Raw genomic sequence first — 18355 nt, forward strand, 5'->3', positions numbered from 1 at the left:
CTCCGCCGGTTCTGAAGACCTACAGCGCCGGCCCCCGCAGGTGCCACTCCGTCGCCCCCTGATACGCCTGCCCGATACGGAGCGCCGTCGCCTCGTCGTAGCCGCGGCAGACGATCTGGAGCGAGAGCGGCAGGCCGGCCGCCGTGAACCCGTTCGGCAGCGCCAGGGCGCAGAGTTCCAGCAGGTTGCCGAAGCGGGTGAAGCGCGAGGGCATCACCGACTGGTCGACGGCGTCGAGGGGGATCGCCGCGCTCTCGGTGGTCGGGGTCAGGAGCGCGTCGATGCCCTCCATCGCCCGGGCATAGGCTACCTTCATCTCCTGCTGCATCCGCTTGGTGCGCAGGTAGTCCTGCGCGCTCACGCGGGCGCCGGCGAGCGTGCGCAGGCGGACGTCCTCGTCGAGGCGCGAGGCGGGATCCTCGGACAGGGTGCCGTTGAAGAAGTAGCACTCGGCCTGCACGATCGCCGCGGCGGTCACGAGATCGACGAAGCGGAACGGCAGGTCGATGTCGACGATCTCGGCGCCGAGCCGCGCCAGGGCCTCCAGGGCGGCGTCGTAGGCCTCCAGCATCTCAGTCGACACGCCCTCCCGCTCGATTGCGGGCATCCGGGCGAGCCGCAGGCCGCGCACGCCGCGGTGGAGCACCGGCATCGGGTCCTCGGGGGTGATGCCCCGCGTGTTCGGGTCGCGCGGGTCGGGCCCCGACAGGATCGTGTAGAGGAGCGCCACGTCCTCGACGCTGCGCGCCATCGGCCCCGGCGTGTCGAGGCTGGTGCTGAGCGGCACGATGCCGGCGGTGCTGACGCGGCCGATCGTGACCTTGAGGCCGGTCAGCCCGCAGAACGAGGCCGGCAGCCGCACCGAGCCGCCGGTATCGGTGCCGATCGCCCACGGCGCCATCCGGGCCGCTACCGCGACCCCTGAGCCGCTCGACGAGCCGCCGGGGGTGCGCGGGGTCGCGAGGTCCCAGGGGTTCCACGGCGTGCCCATGTGCTGGTTGGTGCCCCAACCGCCATAGGCGAACTCGACCGTGTGGGTCTTGCCGAGCACGATCATGCCCTGCGCCAGCATGCGCCGGGCGATCGTGGCGGTCTCCGTCGCGCGTCGATCGCGAAAGTGCGCCGAGCCGCCAGTGGTGATCCGGCCCTCCAGGTCGATCAGGTCCTTGAGCGCCACCGGCACGCCGTGCAGCGGGCCGACGGCGTGGCCGGCGCGGATCATCCGGTCGGCGCCCTCGGCGGCGAGCCGCGCGTCGTCGGCATAGACCTCGACGAAGGCCTGGAGCTTCGGCTCCAGCCGGGCGATCCGGGCGAGATGCGCCTCCACGGCCTCGACCGACGAGATCTTTCGGAGCGCGATGGCGCGGGCAAGGGCGTGCGCGGGAAGCTCGGCGGGATCGGTCACGCAAAAATCCTCACTGCACGCTGATCCGGGCCAGGTCGACGAACCACGACTGGGGCGAGACGAAGTTCTTCACCCGCGGCGACATTGCCCTGGGGTTGAGGTCATGCACGATGTACAGCCAGGGCGGATCATCGACCAGGCGCTCGTGCGCCGCCCGCGTCGCCGCGGCGATCGCCTCCGGGTCGGTCGCCCCGGCGAGGTCCTTGAGCGCCGCGTCGAAGCGGGCATCCGCCCATTGCGGGAAGTTGAAGCCCTTCGGCGAGACGTTGGCGGAGGAGAAGTAGCGCGCCATCACGGCGACGTCCGAGGACGGCGAGGAGACGTTGAGGGCGTTCGCCCCCTGGAGCGCCGGCGAATCCGGCGCCGCCCGCCCGGCATTGAGCAGCACCTGCCACTCGACCACGTTGAAGGTGACGTCGACGTTGCAGGTCTGCTTCAGGTTCTCCTGCAGGAACTCGTTCATCGGCAGCGGCTGCATCTGGCCCGAGCCGGAGGTCGAGATCATCACCTTGAGCGACAAGGGCTTCGTCTCGGTGAAGCCGGCCTCGGCGAGGAGCGCCCGGCCCTTCTGGGGATCGAGGCGGTAGCGGTTCTGCGGCGCGCCGAAATTCGGATCGGCGGCCTTCAGCCAGCCGACGGCCGGCTCGGCGGTGCCGTTCAGGAAGGTGACGAGCCCCTCCCGGTCGATGCAGTAGTTGAGCGCCTGGCGCACCCGCACGTCCTTCAGCGGGCTGTTGGCCGCGCCGATATTGTAGAACCACGGCCAGACATGCGGGTAGGACCCGGTGGTGATGGTGAACCCCGCCTGGCGCAAGGAGGCGAGCCCGTCCGGCGCCGGCGCCTCGATCCAGTCGACCTGACCCGCGCGGAGCGCCGCGAGGCGGGCATTGGCCTCCGGGATCGGCATCAGCCGCACCCGGTCGACCTTGGCGCGGTTCTCGCCGTCCCAGTAATCCGGGTTGCGGGCGAGTTCGACCGCCTCGCGCGGCCGCACCCCGGTGATGCGGAACGGCCCGGTGCCGGCGGCCGGCAGCATCCCGACCTTGGCCCAGTCGCGTCCGGCCGCCTCGAACGAGGCCGGCGAGGTGAGCAGCAGGTAGACCACCATGTAGGGGAAGTACGAGGCCGGCGTCGCGCTGGTGATGGCGATCGTGCGCGCGTCGATCTTGCGGTAGCTCGCCAGCAGCGGCGCCCGCGCCCGGGTGATGCCGGCGGCCGGCGGTTCGTAGTGCGGGCTGTCCGACTTGAAGTAGCGGTCGAGGTTCCAGATCACCGCGTCGGCGTCGAAGGCGGTGCCGTCGTGGAAGCGCACGCCCTGGCGCAGGTGGAAGATCCAGGTCTTCGGGTCGTCGGGCGCCTGCTCCCATCTTTCGGCCAAGCCCGGCCGCAGGGTCGCGAGCCGGTCGGTGCGCGAGAGGTCCCACAGCACCAGCCCCTCGAAGACCGGGTAGCCGAGGAAGCGCATCCCCTCGAAGCCGTTGTTCGGCATGCCGGTGGTGGTCGGCACGTCGGCGGCGGTCATGCCGATGCGCAGGACCGATTCGGCCCGGGCCGGCAGCGTCGCGAGGAGGAGAGCGGAGAGGGTCGCGGAGAGAAAGAGCGGGCGGGAGCAGAGCGGGCGTGACATGGCGGCGGGCTCCGTGAGGGCTTGCCCGCCGCAGCAAGAGCTGCGCCATTCCGGCTCCTGGACGGCGCGAGGGTTAGCTCTTGAGCCGGTACCCCGTCCGGAAGATCCACGCCACCGCCGCGAGGCACGCGACCAGGAACACCACCGCCATGGCGAGGCTAACCGCCGGGTTGACGTCCGAGTGGCCGTAGAAGCTCCAGCGGAAGCCGCTGATCAGGTAGACGACCGGATTGACGAGGCTGACCGCCCGCCACAGGGGCGGTAGCATGTCGATCGAGTAGAAGCTGCCCCCTAAGAACGTCAGCGGCGTGACGATGAGGAGCGGCACCAGTTGCAGCTTCTCGAACCCGTCGGCCCACAGGCCGATCACGAAGCCGAACAGGCTGAAGGTGACGGCCGTGAGCACCAGGAACAGCACCATCACGAACGGGTGCTCGATGCGCAGGGGTACGAACAGGGCCGAGGTCGCCAGGATGATCAGCCCGAGCATGATCGACTTGGTCGCCGCCGCCCCGACATAGCCGGCGACGATCTCGACCGCCGAGATCGGCGCCGACAGGATCTCGTAGATCGTGCCGGAGAAGCGCGGGAAGTAGATGCCGAACGAGGCGTTGGCGATGCTCTGGGTCAGCAGCGTCAGCATGATCAGCCCCGGCACGATGAAGGCGCCGTAGGGCACGCCGTCGACCGAGGTGATCCGCCCGCCGATCGCGGCGCCGAACACCACGAAGTAGAGCGAGGTCGAGATCACCGGGGCGACGATGCTCTGGAGCAGCGTGCGGAAGGCGCGGTGCATCTCGAAGCCGTAGATGGCGCGGATGGCGGGCCAGTTCATGCGCGGTCCCTCACCAGGTCGACGAAGATGTCCTCGAGCGAGCTCTGCCGGGTCTGGAGATCGCGGAAGCGGATGCCGGAGGCGGCGAGATCGGTGAGCAGCGTCGTGATGCCGGTCCGCTCCGCCTTGGTGTCGTAGGTGTAGGTCAGCGCGGTGCCGTCCTGCGACAGGGCCAGCGGATGGCCGGCGAGCGCCGGCGGCAGGCTGGCCAGCGGCTCGTGGAGCTGGAGCGTCAGCTCCTTGCGGCCGAGCTTGCGCATCAGCTCGGCCTTCTCCTCGACCAGCACGATCTCGCCCTTGGCGATCACCCCCACCCGGTCGGCCATCTCCTCGGCCTCCTCGATGTAGTGGGTGGTGAGGATGACGGTGACGCCCTGGTCGCGCAGGCGCCGCACCAGGCGCCACATGTCCTGGCGGAGCGCCACGTCGACGCCGGCGGTGGGCTCGTCGAGGAACAGGATGCGCGGCTCGTGCGCGAGCGCCTTGGCGATCAGCACCCGCCGCTTCATGCCCCCCGACAGGGTCATGATCTTGGCGTCGCGCTTCTCCCACAGCGAGAGGTCGCGCAAGGTCCGCTCGATATGCGCGGGGTCGGCTTTCAGCCCGAACAGGCCGCGGCTGAAGCTCACCGTCGCCCACACCGTCTCGAAGGCGTCGGCGGTGAGCTCTTGCGGCACCAGGCCGATCAGCTGCCTGGCGGCGCGGGGCGCCGCCAGGATGTCGTGCCCGCCGACCGTCACCGTGCCGGTGCTCGGCGTGACGATGCCGCAGATGATGCTGATGAGGGTGGTCTTGCCGGCGCCGTTCGGCCCGAGCAAGGCGAAGATCTCGCCCTGGCGGACACTCAGGTCGACGCGCTTGAGCGCGGCGTGACCCGAGGCGTAGGTCTTCGACAGGTTGTCGATCGCGATGATGGGCGTCATCCGGTCCCGGATTGTCCTTGGGCTGACGGTGTCGCGCCTCACCTAGGCCGGAGAGGGCGGGAGGGCCACCATCCGTTGCCGGCAATTTGGCTCCCGGCCGGTCGTCCGCCGGCAAGTCGTCCGCCGGCAAGTCGTCCGCCGGCAGGTCGCTCGCGGCCACGTCGTCGCGCCCGGGCCCGGGCGCGACGCGAAACCGGTTCGGTGCGGCGCGGTATGCGCCCCTTCCCGCGCCGGGTTGGTGCGCAAGCGCACCCGGCGGTCACGGCTCAGGCGGCCTTTCCGGGGCCGTCCCGGTCCGGGCCGTCCTCGTCGTCGAGGCCGTCGCCGTCATAGGCGTCCTCGTCGGTCTCCGGGCGCTCGGCCTCGTCGTCCTCCGGCGCCTCGGGCCCGTCGTCCCGGCCTCGGACCTTGGTGTAGAAGTTGCCGACGAGCAGAGCCTCGCCGGCCGTCACCATGGAGCTGAGATAGGCGTTGATGGTCGTCGGCGCGGCGTCGGGCAGCGCACGCAGGATCTGCGGCTGCGACAGGCCCTGCGGCCCGGCGCCGTCGATCAGCGCCTTGAGGCGGCCCTTGGTCGAGTTCGCCCGCGGCCCCCGCGGGCCGCGACGCCCGCCTGCCCGCGGCTCGCCCCGGTCCGGGCCGGAGGCCGGACCCGGCGAGGGCAGCGACAGGCCGAGCTCCTCGATCGGCGTATCCTCGATGATCGCCCGGAGCGCGTTCTCGGCGAGACGGAGCTTGGCCAGCTCCGCTCCGATGCGCTCGTACTCGGCCTCGAGCGCCGCTCGCCGTTCGCTCACATCAGCCAAGGCCTTCATGAGCGCATCATTCCCCGACATCGCCCCTCCAGATCATCCGGGCACCGGCTCCTTGCACAGGCGGCCACGCTCGTCAACGAAGAGGGCGACGATGTCCGCGCTGGAAATCAGGGAGCGCGATCCGCCGTTTGGGGAAGCCCGTTCATACGGAGAGGCCGCCGATCGCCCGACCCCGCCGCGTCGGCCGGAGCAGATCCGGGCAGGACTGCCGCACCTTGATGCAGCCGTCGCCGTCACGGGCGGATCACCGTAGGCCCGGTGGCCAGACGAAGCACACCGCCCGTTCGTGTCAGGGTCGATCCGGTCGCGAGATGTGGTGAGCGCGCTGGGACTCGAACCCAGGACCTACAGATTAAAAGTCCGTTGCTCTACCAGCTGAGCTACGCGCCCGTGCCCCATGGATGGCGGCGCGGCGCTGGCGGGCCGGCCCAGGTCCTGTTCGGAGCAGTCGCGGACATAGGGGGTTGACGCGGCCGGGTCAACCGGGAGACCAGGGCCGCCCACACATGTCCCGCGTCGATGCCGCCTGACACCGCCCCCCCCGCCGATCCGGCCGCGACCTGGCGGCGCTTCACGGGCCTCCTCCTCGGGGCGGCCGGGCTGATGGCTGCCCTCGTGCTCGCCTTCGTGACCGTCCTCGATCCCTACGGCCTGCGCGCCGCCCCCGGGCGGGCGCCGGGGCCGATCATGGATCTCAACCAGCGCTTCATGTACCCGCAGGTGGTGCGCAGCGGGGCGTACGATGCGGCGGTGTTCGGTACCTCGACCGCCCGCCTCCTCGATCCGCGGGCCCTCGACCAGGCCTTCGGCGGGCATTTCGCCAACTTCGCGATGAACGCCGCGACGCCCTGGGAGCAGGCGCAGCTCGCCCGGCTGTTCCTCGCGCGGGCGCCCGCGAAGGCGGTGCTGTTCGGTCTCGACGCGCCGTGGTGCGAGTCCGACGCGGACCGCAAGCGCCTGACCTTCCGGGCCTTCCCGCCCTGGCTCTACCGCGAGCCCCCGGCCTGGAGCGCGGTGTTCCACCAGTGGAACCAGCAGAGCGTCGAGATCGCCGGGCGCGCGCTGCTCCACCGCCTCGGGCGAATGCCGGTCCGCATCCGCGGCGACGGCTACGAGGTCTTCACCCCGCCGGAATCGCGCTACGACGCCGCCCGCGCGGCCGCCCACATCCACGGCGACGCGCCCGTCCCCGAGGGGCGGCCGGAAGCGGATCCGGGCACGCCCGCCCTCCCCTGGCTCGACGAACTGCTGGGCCTCGCGCCGGCGGACGCGCTCAAGCTCGTCGCCTTCATGCCGGTCAACGTGGCGGCGCAAGCCCGGCCCGGCAGCGCTGCGGCCGTCCGGGAGGCGGCGTGCAAGGCGCGGGTGGCGGAGATCGCCCGCCGGCGCGGCGCGCTCGCGGTCGATTTCCGCATCCCCTCGCCGGTCACGCGGGACGACACGAATTACTGGGACGCCCTGCATTACCGCCTGCCGGTCGCCGCGCGGGTCGTCGACGCCCTGCGCCGGGCGGTGGACGAGCGCCGCGACGACCCGGACGGCTTCTACCGGATCCTCGCCAGCCCGCCGGCGGCGGAGCATTGAGGCGGCGTCGACCGGCCCGCCGGAGCCGGTCGACGGGCATCGATCACGCCGCCCGGTCGCGCTCCGCCTTCTGCCAGCCCTCGCGGGTCTCGCCGATGAAGTCGTGGAGCCGCCCGGCCGCGATGGCCTTGCGCAAGCCCGCCATCAGGTCCTGGTAGTAGGACAGGTTGTTCCAGGTCAGCAGCATCATGCCGAGAATCTCGCCGGCGCGGACGAGGTGGTGCAGGTAGGCCTTGCTGTAGAGGTTCGCCGCCGGGCAGGTCGATTCCGGGTCGAGGGGCGTGTTGTCCTCGGCAAAGCGCGCGTTGCGCAGGTTGAGGCGGCCGTGGCGGGTATAGACCATGCCGTGGCGGCCGGCCCGGGTCGGCATCACGCAGTCGAACATGTCGATGCCGCGGCTCACCGCCTGCACGATGTCGTCGGGCGTGCCGACGCCCATCAGGTAGCGCGGCTTCTCCGTCGGCAGGTGCGGCTCGACGGCCTCGATCATCGCGAGCATCGTCGCCTGCGGCTCGCCGACCGCGAGCCCGCCGATCGCGTAGCCCTTGAGGTCGAGATCGACCAGCGCCCGCGCGCTCTCGACGCGCAGGCCTGGGATGTCGCCGCCCTGCACGATGCCGAACATCGCCTTGCCGGGCTGGTCGCCGAAGGCGATGCGGCAGCGCTCGGCCCAGCGTAGGGATAGCCGCATCGCGCTCTCGATCGCCGATTCGGGCGCGGGCAGGCGCACGCACTCGTCGAGCTGCATCTGGATGTCGGAGCCGAGCAGGCCCTGGATCTCGATCGAGCGCTCGGGGCTCAAGAGATGCGTCGAGCCGTCGAGATGCGACTGGAACCGCACGCCGGTCTCGTCGAGCTTGCGCAAGCCGGCCAGCGACATGACCTGGAAGCCGCCGGAATCGGTCAGGATCGGGTAGGGCCACTGCATCATCGCGTGCAGGCCGCCCAAGCGCGCCACCCGCTCCGCGCCCGGGCGCAGCATCAGGTGATAGGTGTTGCCGAGCACGACGTCGGCGCCGAGCGCCTTCACCTGCTCGGGATACATCGCCTTGACGGTGCCGGCGGTGCCCACCGGCATGAAGGCGGGCGTGCGGATCACGCCCCGCGGCATCCGGATCTCGCCGGTACGGGCGGGGCCGTCAGTCGCCGCGACGGTGAAGCTGAACTGGTCGGTCATCGCGTCTCTGCCCGGAACAGCAGGCTGCTGTCGCCGTAGGAATAGAACCGGTAGCCGCGCGCGATCGCGGCGGCGTAGGCCGCCCGAATCGGCTCGAGCCCGGCGAAGGCCGAGACGAGCATGAACAGGGTCGAGCGCGGCAGGTGGAAGTTGGTCATCAGCACGTCGACCGCGCGGAAACGGTAGCCCGGTGTGATGAAGATCTCGGTGGCCCCGGTCCAGGGCCGGATCGTGCCGTCGGGCTCGGCGGCGCTCTCGAGGAGCCGCAAGGCCGTGGTGCCGACCGCGACGATCCGCCCGCCCGCGGCGCGGGCGCGGTTCAGGGCCTCGGCGGCCTCCCGCGTGATCTCGCCGATCTCGGCGTGCATCCGGTGCTCGTCGGTGTCGTCCGTCTTGACCGGCAGGAAGGTGCCGGCGCCGACATGCAGCGTCACCCGCACCTGCGAGAGCCCCGCGGCGTCGCAGGCCGCCAGCAGTTCGGGCGTGAAGTGCAGGCCGGCGGTGGGAGCCGCCACCGCCCCGGGCTCGCGGGCGTAGACGGTCTGGTAGTCGCTGGCGTCCTGCGCATCGGTCGGGCGCTTGGCGGCGATGTAGGGGGGCAGCGGCAACTCGCCGAGAGCCGCCACCGCCTCGTCGAGGGCGGGCCCGGCGAGGTCGAAGGCGAAGGTGGTCTCGCCCCCCTCCCCGCGCGCGACGATCGTGGCGTCGAGGCGGGTCATGGCGCAGGTCTCGCCCTCCCCGGCCGCGCCGAAGCTGACCCGGTCGCCGACCCGCAGGCGCTTGGCCGGCCGCGCGAAGGCGCGCCAGCGGTCCGGCGCCTCGCGGAGATGCAGCATCGCCTCGAGGCGGACGGTAGGGCCGTCCGGCCGGTGGCGCAGGCCGCGCAGGCGGGCCGGGATCACCCGGGTGTCGTTGAACACCAGGACGTCGCCGGGACGCAGCAGGCCCGGCAGATCGCGCACCACCCGGTCCTCCGGGGGGGATCCAGGGTGCAGCAGCATCAGGCGGGCGCCGTCCCGCGGCACCGCGGGCCGGAGGGCGATGCGGTCCTCCGGCAGGTCGAAATCGAACAGGTCCACGCGCATGCGGCCCTTCAGCCAGGATTCCGCCGCCGGATCAATGGGGGCGGACGCCGTTCGGCCGATCGACGCCCCTGCGCGCCGGGACCTCGCGTCCCGCACCATCCGCGCGTCCGCGAGGTGATCCGCACCCGACGGGCCGGTGGCATGACGGGCCGCCCCGCCCCATCTGGAGCGGTACCGGTCCCGACCGTCGTGGAGTTCCTCGTCATGGCCAGCCATCCGACCCTCGATGCCGAGCTCGTCGTCTGGTGGGAGTGCGAGGCCGAGCGGCTGGAGAGCCTCGCGGCCTCCGCTCGCTTCGGCTTCATGCGCAACCACTACGCCCGCAAGGCTGCCTCGGCCCGGGCGCGGGCGCAGGTGAGCCGCCTGCGCGAGCAGGCCCGCACGCCGAGCCGGCCGGCCACCGCCTGAGCCGGCCCGGGGGCGACGGCGCCCTACGCGATCGTCACGACGACCCGGCCGCGGGTGCGCCCGGCCAGGATCTCGGGCCCGCGATCGATCACCTCGGCGAGCGGCACGGTGGTGGTCATCGCCGAGAGGGCGGCGGGGTCGAGGTCGCGGGCGAGCCGGGCCCAGGCCTCGCGGCGCAAGGAGAGCGGCGCCATTACGCTCTCGATGCCGTAGAGCGCGACGCCACGCAGGATGAACGGCGCCACCGAGGTCGGCAGGTCCATGCCGCCGGCGAGCCCGCAGGCCGCGACCGCACCGCCGTAGCGGGTCATCGCCAGCGCGTTGGCGAGCGTGGTGGAGCCGACCGCATCGATCGCCGCGGCCCAGCGCTCCTTTCCGAGCGGTTTTCCCGGCTGGCTCAGCTCGGCCCGGTCGATGATCTCGGCGGCGCCCAGGCCGCGCAGGTACGCGGCCTCCTCCTCCGCCCGCCCGGTCGAGGCGATGACGTGCCAGCCGGCACGCGCCAGGAGCGAGACCGCCACCGAGCCGACGCCGCCGGCCGCGCCCGTCACCAGGGCCGGGCCGGATTCGGGGGTCAGGCCGTGGCGCTCCAGCGCCAGCAGGGCCAGCATCGCGGTGTAGCCGGCAGTGCCGACCGCCATCGCCTGCTCGGGGGTGAGAGTGGCCGGCAGCGCCACCAGCCAGTCGCCCTTGACGCGGGATTTCTCCGCGTAGGCGCCGAGATGGGTCTCGCCGGTGCCCCAGCCGTTGAGCACCACGGCGTCGCCGGGCTTCCAGTCCGGGTGGGAGGAGGACTCGACCACGCCGGCGAAGTCGATGCCGGGGATCATTGGCCAGCGCCGCACCACCGGGGCCTTGCCGGTCAGCGCCAGCCCGTCCTTGTAGTTCAGGGTGGAGTGGGTGACCCGAACGGTGACGTCGCCGTCCATCAGCTCGGATTCGTCGAAATCCTTGAGCGCGACGCGCTGGCCGCCCTCGCCCTTCTCGATCACCACCGCCTTGAAGGTGCCCACGCTCCGCCTCCCTGGTCGCGCGCGGATCCGGCCGCGTTCGCGTCAGCCAGGGTTGTGGTGCGGCAGTGCCACCGCGGCAAGGCCGTGCGGCCCGGGCGAGGCCCGGGCCGCGTGTCGGGCTCTAGAGCATTTTCCGACGAAGTGGATACCGGTTCGTCGAAGGTATGCGGCAAAATCAAAGACCTGGAGAGCTTCGCGATTGCAACGCGATCGCGAAGCTCTCTAGTAGCCGTCGTAGATGCTGCCGCCGCCGAAGACGAGGCCGGTGCCGGCGCCGACCGCCGCGCCGGCAAGACCGACGCCCGCCCCCGCCAGGCCGAGGCCCGCGCCGACGATGCCGCCCGGGGCCGGGCCGGCGCCGTAGCCGCCGCCATAGCCGCCGCCTTGGGCCGGGACCCAGCCCGAGCGGCCGGGCTCGACCAGGACGCGGCGTTGGTAGGAGGCGTAGGCCGGCGGGATCACCTGCGGCACCACCTGGGCCGGGCGCACCAGGACCCGGCGGGTCTGGGTGGCGTAGCGCGGGGGAATCGTGACCCAGCAGCCGACGGTCTGGCCGTAGGCGTCGACTGAGGTCTGCCACACCCGGCGGGCCGGGGAGACCAGCACCTGCTCGGAGACGGTGTCGTAGACCGGCGGCACGACGTGGTTCACCGTGCGCGGCGGGCGCACCATCACCTGCTCGGACACCGTGCCGTAGACCGGCGGGGTCGCGACGTGGCGGTAGCAATCGGTGGTGCAGCCGTAGCCGCCGGCGACGGCCGGGGCGGCGAAGAGCAGGCCGGCCGCGAGGGCGGTCGCGGCGGTAACGCGGGTGGTGGCACGGGTGACCCGGGCGGGCATGGTCGGGCTTCCTCAAGGAGGCGGGGAATGGGTCGGCGCGGGGCTCGCCAGCGCCACGCTTGCCCGTGAGAGAAGCCGCTCGGATGCCCTCCAGGCAAGCCGAAAGCCCGAAGAGGGTAAAATTGCCCTCGGGATTTACTACGTATTTCGGCGAAATACGGAGGGAATCACGCAAGCCTGAGAGTCGATCGGCGGGCGGGACTCGGGAACCCTCAAATTGTCCTGTGCCGATAGTGTCGGTGTAAACCATGACACGGGAAGAGGCGGGGGAAATCCGGGCACCCGCCGGAAGCGCGCCGAGGGCTTTCGGCCAACACAACGCCCCCCGGTGTCGTCCCGCGGGTCCGGCTCTGGACAGCCCCGGGACGACGCCGGAGGGCGTCGAGGTCATCGATCGATCAGTGGGCCGCCCGTTCGGCGCGGGGCGGGGACAGAACCCGCCCGCGCCACCGGACCCTGCGCGTCAGGGAATCACGTCTGCCCCGGCCGCAACTGGTAGAAGATGTGGCGGCCGATCACGTCCATCTTGCGCAGGCGGCGCGACCAGCGCGGCTTGACGTAGTCGGCGTGGTAATGCGTCGCCCCGCCGACATCGGCGAGGTAGGTGCGGCCCTCGACCACCGACTGGGCGACGCGGGTCGCGGTCTGCCAGGAGGCATCGTCGGTGATGCGCAGCGACTTGCCCTCGCAGGCGAAGGAGAACTGGCAACCCATGTAGCGGTGGCGGTTCTGGTAGACCACGCCGCAGATGTTGGCCGGATACAGCCCGCTCTTGGCGCGGTTGAGCACCACCTGGGCGACCGCGGCCTGGCCCTGCTCGGGCTCGCCGCGCGCCTCGAAGTAGACCGCTTCCGCGAGGCAGCGCTGCTCCTTCTCGGCGTTCTCCGGGGTGATGAGGTCGGCGTAGCGGCGCCTGGCGTCCTCGCTCGGCAGGGCCTCGGGGGCGATGCGGGCGGCGGTCGTGATCGCCGCCTTGGCGTCGCGGTCGAGGCGCGGGGAAATCTGGCCGCCGGCGGCGATCTCGACCGGCGTGGCGTCGGCGGGCGCCGGCGTCGTCGAGGACAGGGCGACGGCGCGGGGCACCGCCGGGGTGCTGCCGCCCTGGCTCCCGCGCTCGCGGGCCTCGCGGGCGGCGTCGGCGGTCTGCCCGGCGGCGGTCGCGCCGCGGGTCGGCGCCGAGGCGCCGGCCGCCGGCGAGCTGGCGCCCGCCTCGCCGGCATCGGCCTCGGGGAACGGCACGAAGCCCTCCTGCGGCTCGATCTCCGGGTTCCAGGTCGCGGGCCCCGGCGTGAAGGTCGAGGCGACGCTCGGGCCGCTGCTGCCGAGCCAGCCGGCAGTCACCGGAGACGCGCGGCCGGCACCGCCGACCCGGGCCGGCACCAGGGCGTCGCCCTTGTGGGTGCGCTGCGCCTCCGGCCGGGTGCGGGCGTCGACCTTCAGGTCGGGGCGCAGCGGCTCGGCGTCGAGGGCGAGGCGCAAGGGGCCGGTCAGGCTGACTTGTGACCAGGAGACTTGCGTGATCAGGCCGCGCTCCGGCAGCGGCGGCGTCATGCGCGGCACGAGGCGCGCGACGGCACTCGACCCGAGCGACGATTCGTAGCCGGCCGAGGCGGTGAACGACACCAGGACGCCGAGGCCGACGGCCCAGGGCGCGACCGCCGCGGCGAGCCAGCGCATCCCCTTGGTCCGTTGGACCTGCCGTCGGCGCAGGTCGCGCTTGCGCAAGTACCGCCTGCCCACAGCCCCGACCTCACTCTCGCACGCCCGGCCCGCGCGGGACCGAAAACCTGAGCGTGAGTGTCGCGGGGTATGGTTGAGCGTTGGTTAAACCGGTGCGGGCGCGCGCAACCGCCCGGCGAGATCGGCGGCGCGTGGGGCGTAGATCACGGGCAGTTCCGCCCGCACGCCCCGTACCGCCACGGTCTCCACCCGCAGGCCGTCGAGGGCGATGCCGGCCCGCTGCGCGGCCTCGGCCGAGGCGACGAGCTGCACGTCGGCGGCCTTGGCGAGGGATTCGAGCCGGCTCGCTAGGTTCACCGCCGGGCCGATCACCGACATCCCCCGGCTCGCGCCGTAGCCGAGGCGGCCGAGCACCAGAGGGCCGGCATGCAGGCCCATCGCCATGCGCAAGGCCGCCGGCAGCTCGCCGGCGAGCCGCCGGTTGAGCTCGGCCACCGCATCGTCGATGCGGCCGGCAGCCGTGAAGGCGGCGCGGCAGGCCGGGCCGATCCCGTCCGGATGGGTGAACAGCGCGAGCAGGCCGTCGCCGGCATAGCCGCCGATCCAGCCCCCCGCCGCCTCGATCTCGCGGCCCGCCGCCTCGAAGAAGTGGTTGAGGATGAACACGACGTCGAAGGGCAGCTTGCGCTCCGACAGCGGCGTGAAGCCGCGGATGTCGACGAACAGGATCGCCACCTCGCGCTCGATCCCGGCGATGTCGGTGCTCGCGAGGTGCTGGTCCGCGCTCTCGCGGCGGGCGTCGAGGATGCGCACCACCGCCACGTCGCCGGAGGGCCGCGCCTGGCAGGCGAGGCGCACGTTGGCGGGCGCGCCGATCGCCCGCAGCGCCGCGGCTTCCTGGGTGCTGACCGCCGACAGGTTCGCCTCGCCGCCGACCACCAGCACCCGGCAGGTCGAGCAGCGCCCGCGCCCGCCGCAGACCGAGACGTGCGGCACCCGGTTCGCCCGGCTGATCTCTAGGAGGGTCGGTCCCTCCAGGCTCTTCACGGTCGGCCCATCGACGTAGGCGACGCTGAAGCGCCGGGCCCGCAGGCTCGCGGCCGCCCGGACCAGCACCACCCCGAGCGCCAGGGCGACCGCGGCGTAGATCGCCCCGGTGACGGTGTCGCCCCAGGCGGCGATCGCCGGATCGGTGCTCGGCACCGGCCAGCGGGCGTCGAGGTCGGGCGCGTCGAAGCGGCGCGCCAGCACCCGGTCGCGCTCCATGATCCGCCCCTGCGCGACGATGCCGGCGAGCGCCGCGGCCGGCAGGCCGACGGCCGGCACGGCGAAGAGCGGCGCCATCCGCCGGTACAGCGGCGACAGGCGCAGCCAGGCATGGAGCCCGAGGCAGCCGTGCAGCCAGACCACCAGCAGCAGGGCGGTCTGGAAGCCCATGCCGTCGGGCCAGATCCGGGCAATCACGTAGGCGTAGGTGGTGCGTGTGCCGTCGACGAGGTTGGTGACCCGGGTGCCGAGCACGTGCGGCACCAGGAGGAACGGGATCGCGAAGCCGAGCACCGTCTGCGCCGCCTCCCAGGGCGGCATCCTGAGCGTCCGGCGCTCGGCGAGCTTGACGAGGGAGAAGGCGACGTGGGCGAGGAGCGAGAGGCCGAGGATCAGGCTGCCCGGGACCGAGCGCGTGACCGCGACCCGCCAGCGGGCCACGTCCATCATCGTGTCGAGGCCGACGAGGCCGAGCGCGTGGTTGGCGAAATGCGTGCCCGCGAAGGCGAACAGGACCAGCCCCGAGACCAGCCGCAGCCGCTGCGCGAGCGAGCCGCGCCACAGGCGGGCGCCGGCCTGCGGGTCCGGGCCGACGGCCTGTCGCGGTTCGCGCATCGGGTCATTCTTCCTGGCGCGGGCCTCCCCTCTCCCCGCGGGCGGGGAGAGGCCTGAGCTCCGAAGGGGCTCAGGGAGCCCGAAGGGCGAGGGTGAGGGGGAGGTACCGGAGGAGTCTCACCCGGCACCTCCCCCTCACCTTCGGCTACCGCCTCGCTGTATCACCTGAACGGTGACACGGCCCTCTCCCCGCCCGCGGGGAGAGGGTAATGCTCACGGACCGAGGTGCGAACCTCGGGCCGTGCATCGCTCACGCCTCGCCGCGGCCCTTCACCTTGAGCGCCGCCTGCGCCGCCGCGAGCCGGGCGATCGGCACGCGGAAGGGCGAGCAGGAAACGTAGTCGAGGCCGGTATCCTGGCAGAAGGCGATCGAGGCCGGGTCGCCGCCGTGCTCGCCGCAGATGCCGAGCTTCAGCTTGTCCCGCACCGCCCGGCCGCGCTCGGCGGCGAGCCGCACGAGTTCACCCACGCCCTCCTGGTCGATCGACACGAAGGGGTCGGAGGCCAGGATGCCGCGCTGCGTGTACGGCCCGAGGAACCGGCCGGCATCGTCGCGGCTGATGCCGAGCGTCGTCTGGGTCAGGTCGTTGGTGCCGAAGGAGAAGAACTCCGCCGTCTGGGCGATGTCGCCGGCCCGCAGCGCGGCGCGCGGCAGCTCGATCATCGTGCCGACCTGGTACTCGACCTCGCTGCCGGTTTCGGACGCCACGGCCTTCGCCATGGCGTCGATGCGGGCCTTGACGAGGTCGAACTCGGTGCGGGTGAAGACCAGCGGCACCATCACCTCGGCGATGATCGGCGTGCCGGTCTGCTTGGCCGCTTCGACGGCGGCCTCGAAGATCGCGCGCGCCTGCATCTCGGCGATCTCCGGGTAGAGGATCGCGAGCCGGCAGCCGCGGAAGCCGAGCATCGGGTTGAACTCGTGCAGCTCGTTCATCCGGCGCCGCACCTTGTCCTCCTGGACGCCGGTGGCGGCGGCGACCTCGCCGATCTCCTTGTCGGAATGCGGCAGGAACTCGTGCAATGGCGGATCGAGGAGCCGGATCGTCACCGGCAGGCCCGACATGATGGTGAACAGCTCGACGAAGTCCTGGCGCTGGTACGGCAGGAGCTTGGCGAGCGCGGCGCGACGGCCTTCCGCGTCATCAGCCAGGATCATCTCGCGCATCGCGACGATGCGCTCCTCCTGGAAGAACATGTGCTCGGTGCGGCACAGGCCGATCCCTTCCGCGCCGTACTTGCGGGCGGTGCGGGCGTCGAGCGGGGTCTCGGCGTTGGTGCGGACCTTCATGGTGCGGACCTTGTCCGCCCATTCCATCAGCGCCGCGAAGTCGCCGGACAATTCGGGCTCGACCATCTCGACCGAACCCTGCATCACCTGGCCGTTCGAGCCGTCGATGGTGATCCGGTCGCCGGCCTTCAGCGTCACGCCGCCGACCGACAGGGTGCGGGCGGCGTAATCCACCCGGATCTGGCCGGCGCCCGACACGCAGGGCTTGCCCATGCCGCGGGCGACCACCGCCGCGTGCGAGGTCATGCCGCCGCGGGTGGTGAGGATGCCTTCCGCGGCGTGCATGCCGTGGATGTCCTCCGGCGAGGTCTCGATGCGCACCAGGATGACCTTGCGCTCGGCCTTCTTGGCGGCTTCCGCCTCCTCGGAGTTGAATACGATCTCGCCGGACGCCGCGCCCGGCGAGGCCGGCAGGCCGGTGGCGATGACCTTGCGCTCGGCCTTCGGATCGATGGTCGGGTGCAGCAGCTGGTCGAGTGAGGCCGGCTCGACGCGGCCGACCGCCTCCTCGTGGGTGATGAGGCCTTCGGCGGCCAGTTCCACGGCGATGCGGAGCGCGGCCTTCGCCGTGCGCTTGCCGTTGCGGGTCTGCAGCATCCAGAGCTTCCCGGTCTCGACCGTGAATTCCAGGTCCTGCATGTCGCGGTAATGGTGCTCGAGCATCCCGTAGATGCGCACGAGCTCTGCGTAGGCCTCCGGCATCGCCCGCTCCATCGAGGGCTTGTCGGAACCGGATTCCTGGCGCGCGGCCTCGGTGATGTCCTGCGGGGTACGGATGCCCGCCACCACGTCCTCTCCTTGCGCGTTGATCAGGAACTCGCCGTAGAGCGCCTTCTCGCCGGTGGAGGGGTTGCGGGTGAAGGCGACGCCGGTGGCCGAGGTCTCGCCCATGTTGCCGAAGACCATGGCCTGGACGTTGACCGCGGTGCCCCAGCTCGCCGGGATCGCGTGCAGCTCGCGGTACTTGTTGGCGCGCGGGTTCATCCACGAGCCGAACACCGCGCCGATCGCGCCCCAGAGCTGGGCCTGGGGATCCTGCGGGAAGTCCTCGCCGAGCTCGCGCTTCACCAGCGCCTTGTACTCGCCGATCAGGTGCTTCCAGTCGGCGGCGGCCAGCTCGGTGTCGAGGGTCAGCCCCTTCTCGTCCTTGTAGCGCTCCAGCACCTCCTCGAAGGAGTGGTGCTCCACGCCGAGCACCACGTTCGAGTACATGGTGATGAAGCGGCGGTAGCTGTCGTAGGCGAAGCGCTCGTCGCCGGCGCCGCGGGCCAGCGCCTCGACGGTGGTGTCGTTGAGGCCGAGGTTGAGCACCGTGTCCATCATGCCGGGCATCGAGGCCCGGGCGCCGGAGCGCACCGACACGAGGAGCGGCGACTCGGCGTCGCCGAAGCGGCGACCGGTCAAGGACCCGACGGCCTGGAGCGCCGCGTCGACCTGATCCTTCAGCTCCGGCGGATATTGCCGGCCGTGATCGTAGTAGTAGGTGCAGACCTCGGTCGTGATGGTGAAGCCCGGCGGCACGGGCAGGCCGAGATTCGACATCTCGGCGAGGTTCGCGCCCTTGCCCCCGAGCAGGTCGCGCATCGCCGACTTGCCCTCGGCCTTGCCGTCGCCGAAGGTGTAGACCCACTTCACCATGTCACTTCCGGCCATGTCACTCGTCCGTTCGTAGCGGCTGCCGCCTGACGTTCCCGCCGGGTTGGACCATTCGCAACCCCAACGCAAGCTGAACGGTGACACCGTCCAGAGCCCTCGTGCGCGGAGACATCCGTCGTTTCCGTCCCGGTCCTG

14 protein-coding genes and 1 tRNA gene are annotated in these 18355 nt (G+C 72.0%); 2 read left to right on the plus strand and 13 right to left on the minus strand.

What is annotated here, in order from left to right:
- Window positions 1-19: 19 nt before the first annotated feature.
- The 6 genes from ACS5PV_RS01575 to ACS5PV_RS01600 form a co-directional block, all read right to left on the minus strand.
- Window positions 20-1405 (minus strand): amidase, encoded by a 1386-nt coding sequence (locus ACS5PV_RS01575; protein WP_455393626.1) that lies wholly within the window; start codon window positions 1403-1405, stop codon window positions 20-22.
- Between the two features lie 10 nt (window positions 1406-1415).
- Window positions 1416-3032 carry an ABC transporter substrate-binding protein gene (locus ACS5PV_RS01580; RefSeq protein ID WP_455393627.1) on the minus strand — a complete coding sequence of 539 codons (1617 nt, stop codon included), beginning with the start codon at window positions 3030-3032 and terminating at the stop codon, window positions 1416-1418.
- A gap of 73 nt (window positions 3033-3105) precedes the next feature.
- Window positions 3106-3867 carry an ABC transporter permease gene (locus ACS5PV_RS01585; protein WP_455393628.1) on the minus strand — a complete coding sequence of 254 codons (762 nt, stop codon included), beginning with the start codon at window positions 3865-3867 and terminating at the stop codon, window positions 3106-3108.
- Complete coding sequence (locus ACS5PV_RS01590; protein WP_455393629.1) at window positions 3864-4790, minus strand: ABC transporter ATP-binding protein; 927 nt, start codon at window positions 4788-4790, stop codon at window positions 3864-3866. Before ACS5PV_RS01590 ends, ACS5PV_RS01585 begins: the two co-directional genes overlap by 4 nt.
- 266 nt (window positions 4791-5056) lie before the next feature.
- Window positions 5057-5587 (minus strand): hypothetical protein, encoded by a 531-nt coding sequence (locus ACS5PV_RS01595; protein WP_455393630.1) that lies wholly within the window; start codon window positions 5585-5587, stop codon window positions 5057-5059.
- Between the two features lie 332 nt (window positions 5588-5919).
- A tRNA-Lys gene (locus ACS5PV_RS01600) sits at window positions 5920-5995 on the minus strand.
- 129 nt (window positions 5996-6124) lie between these two features.
- On the opposite strand from ACS5PV_RS01600, the gene ACS5PV_RS01605 reads away from it, so the two are divergent.
- Window positions 6125-7189 (plus strand): hypothetical protein, encoded by a 1065-nt coding sequence (locus ACS5PV_RS01605; RefSeq protein ID WP_455393631.1) that lies wholly within the window; start codon window positions 6125-6127, stop codon window positions 7187-7189.
- A 43-nt stretch (window positions 7190-7232) separates the two neighbouring features.
- Here ACS5PV_RS01605 and tgt read toward each other — a convergent pair whose 3' ends face one another.
- Together tgt and queA are read right to left on the minus strand one after the other, a co-directional pair.
- Window positions 7233-8366 carry a tRNA guanosine(34) transglycosylase Tgt gene (tgt, locus tag ACS5PV_RS01610; protein ID WP_455393632.1) on the minus strand — a complete coding sequence of 378 codons (1134 nt, stop codon included), beginning with the start codon at window positions 8364-8366 and terminating at the stop codon, window positions 7233-7235.
- Window positions 8363-9451 (minus strand): tRNA preQ1(34) S-adenosylmethionine ribosyltransferase-isomerase QueA, encoded by a 1089-nt coding sequence (queA, locus tag ACS5PV_RS01615; RefSeq protein ID WP_455393633.1) that lies wholly within the window; start codon window positions 9449-9451, stop codon window positions 8363-8365. Before queA ends, tgt begins: the two co-directional genes overlap by 4 nt.
- 204 nt (window positions 9452-9655) lie before the next feature.
- Here queA and ACS5PV_RS01620 point away from each other — a divergent pair, with 204 nt between their 5' ends.
- A complete protein-coding gene (locus tag ACS5PV_RS01620) occupies window positions 9656-9859 on the plus strand; it encodes a hypothetical protein (RefSeq protein WP_455393634.1) in 204 nt (67 codons plus the stop codon).
- 23 nt (window positions 9860-9882) lie between these two features.
- Here ACS5PV_RS01620 and acuI read toward each other — a convergent pair whose 3' ends face one another.
- From acuI to ppdK, 5 genes are all read right to left on the minus strand, one after another.
- Window positions 9883-10872: an acrylyl-CoA reductase (NADPH) gene (gene acuI / locus ACS5PV_RS01625; RefSeq protein WP_455393635.1), complete on the minus strand. Its 990-nt coding sequence runs from the start codon at window positions 10870-10872 to the stop codon at window positions 9883-9885.
- A gap of 222 nt (window positions 10873-11094) precedes the next feature.
- Window positions 11095-11712: a hypothetical protein gene (locus ACS5PV_RS01630; protein WP_455393636.1), complete on the minus strand. Its 618-nt coding sequence runs from the start codon at window positions 11710-11712 to the stop codon at window positions 11095-11097.
- Between the two features lie 471 nt (window positions 11713-12183).
- A complete protein-coding gene (locus ACS5PV_RS01635) occupies window positions 12184-13389 on the minus strand; it encodes a cell wall hydrolase (RefSeq protein ID WP_455393637.1) in 1206 nt (401 codons plus the stop codon).
- Window positions 13390-13536: 147 nt separating this feature from the next.
- Window positions 13537-15273: an adenylate/guanylate cyclase domain-containing protein gene (locus tag ACS5PV_RS01640; RefSeq protein WP_455393638.1), complete on the minus strand. Its 1737-nt coding sequence runs from the start codon at window positions 15271-15273 to the stop codon at window positions 13537-13539.
- Window positions 15274-15523: 250 nt separating this feature from the next.
- Window positions 15524-18202: a pyruvate, phosphate dikinase gene (gene ppdK, locus ACS5PV_RS01645; RefSeq protein ID WP_455393885.1), complete on the minus strand. Its 2679-nt coding sequence runs from the start codon at window positions 18200-18202 to the stop codon at window positions 15524-15526.
- Between the last annotated feature and the right edge of the window lie 153 nt (window positions 18203-18355).

The sequence above is a fragment of the Methylobacterium sp. Gmos1 genome (assembly GCF_053764715.1).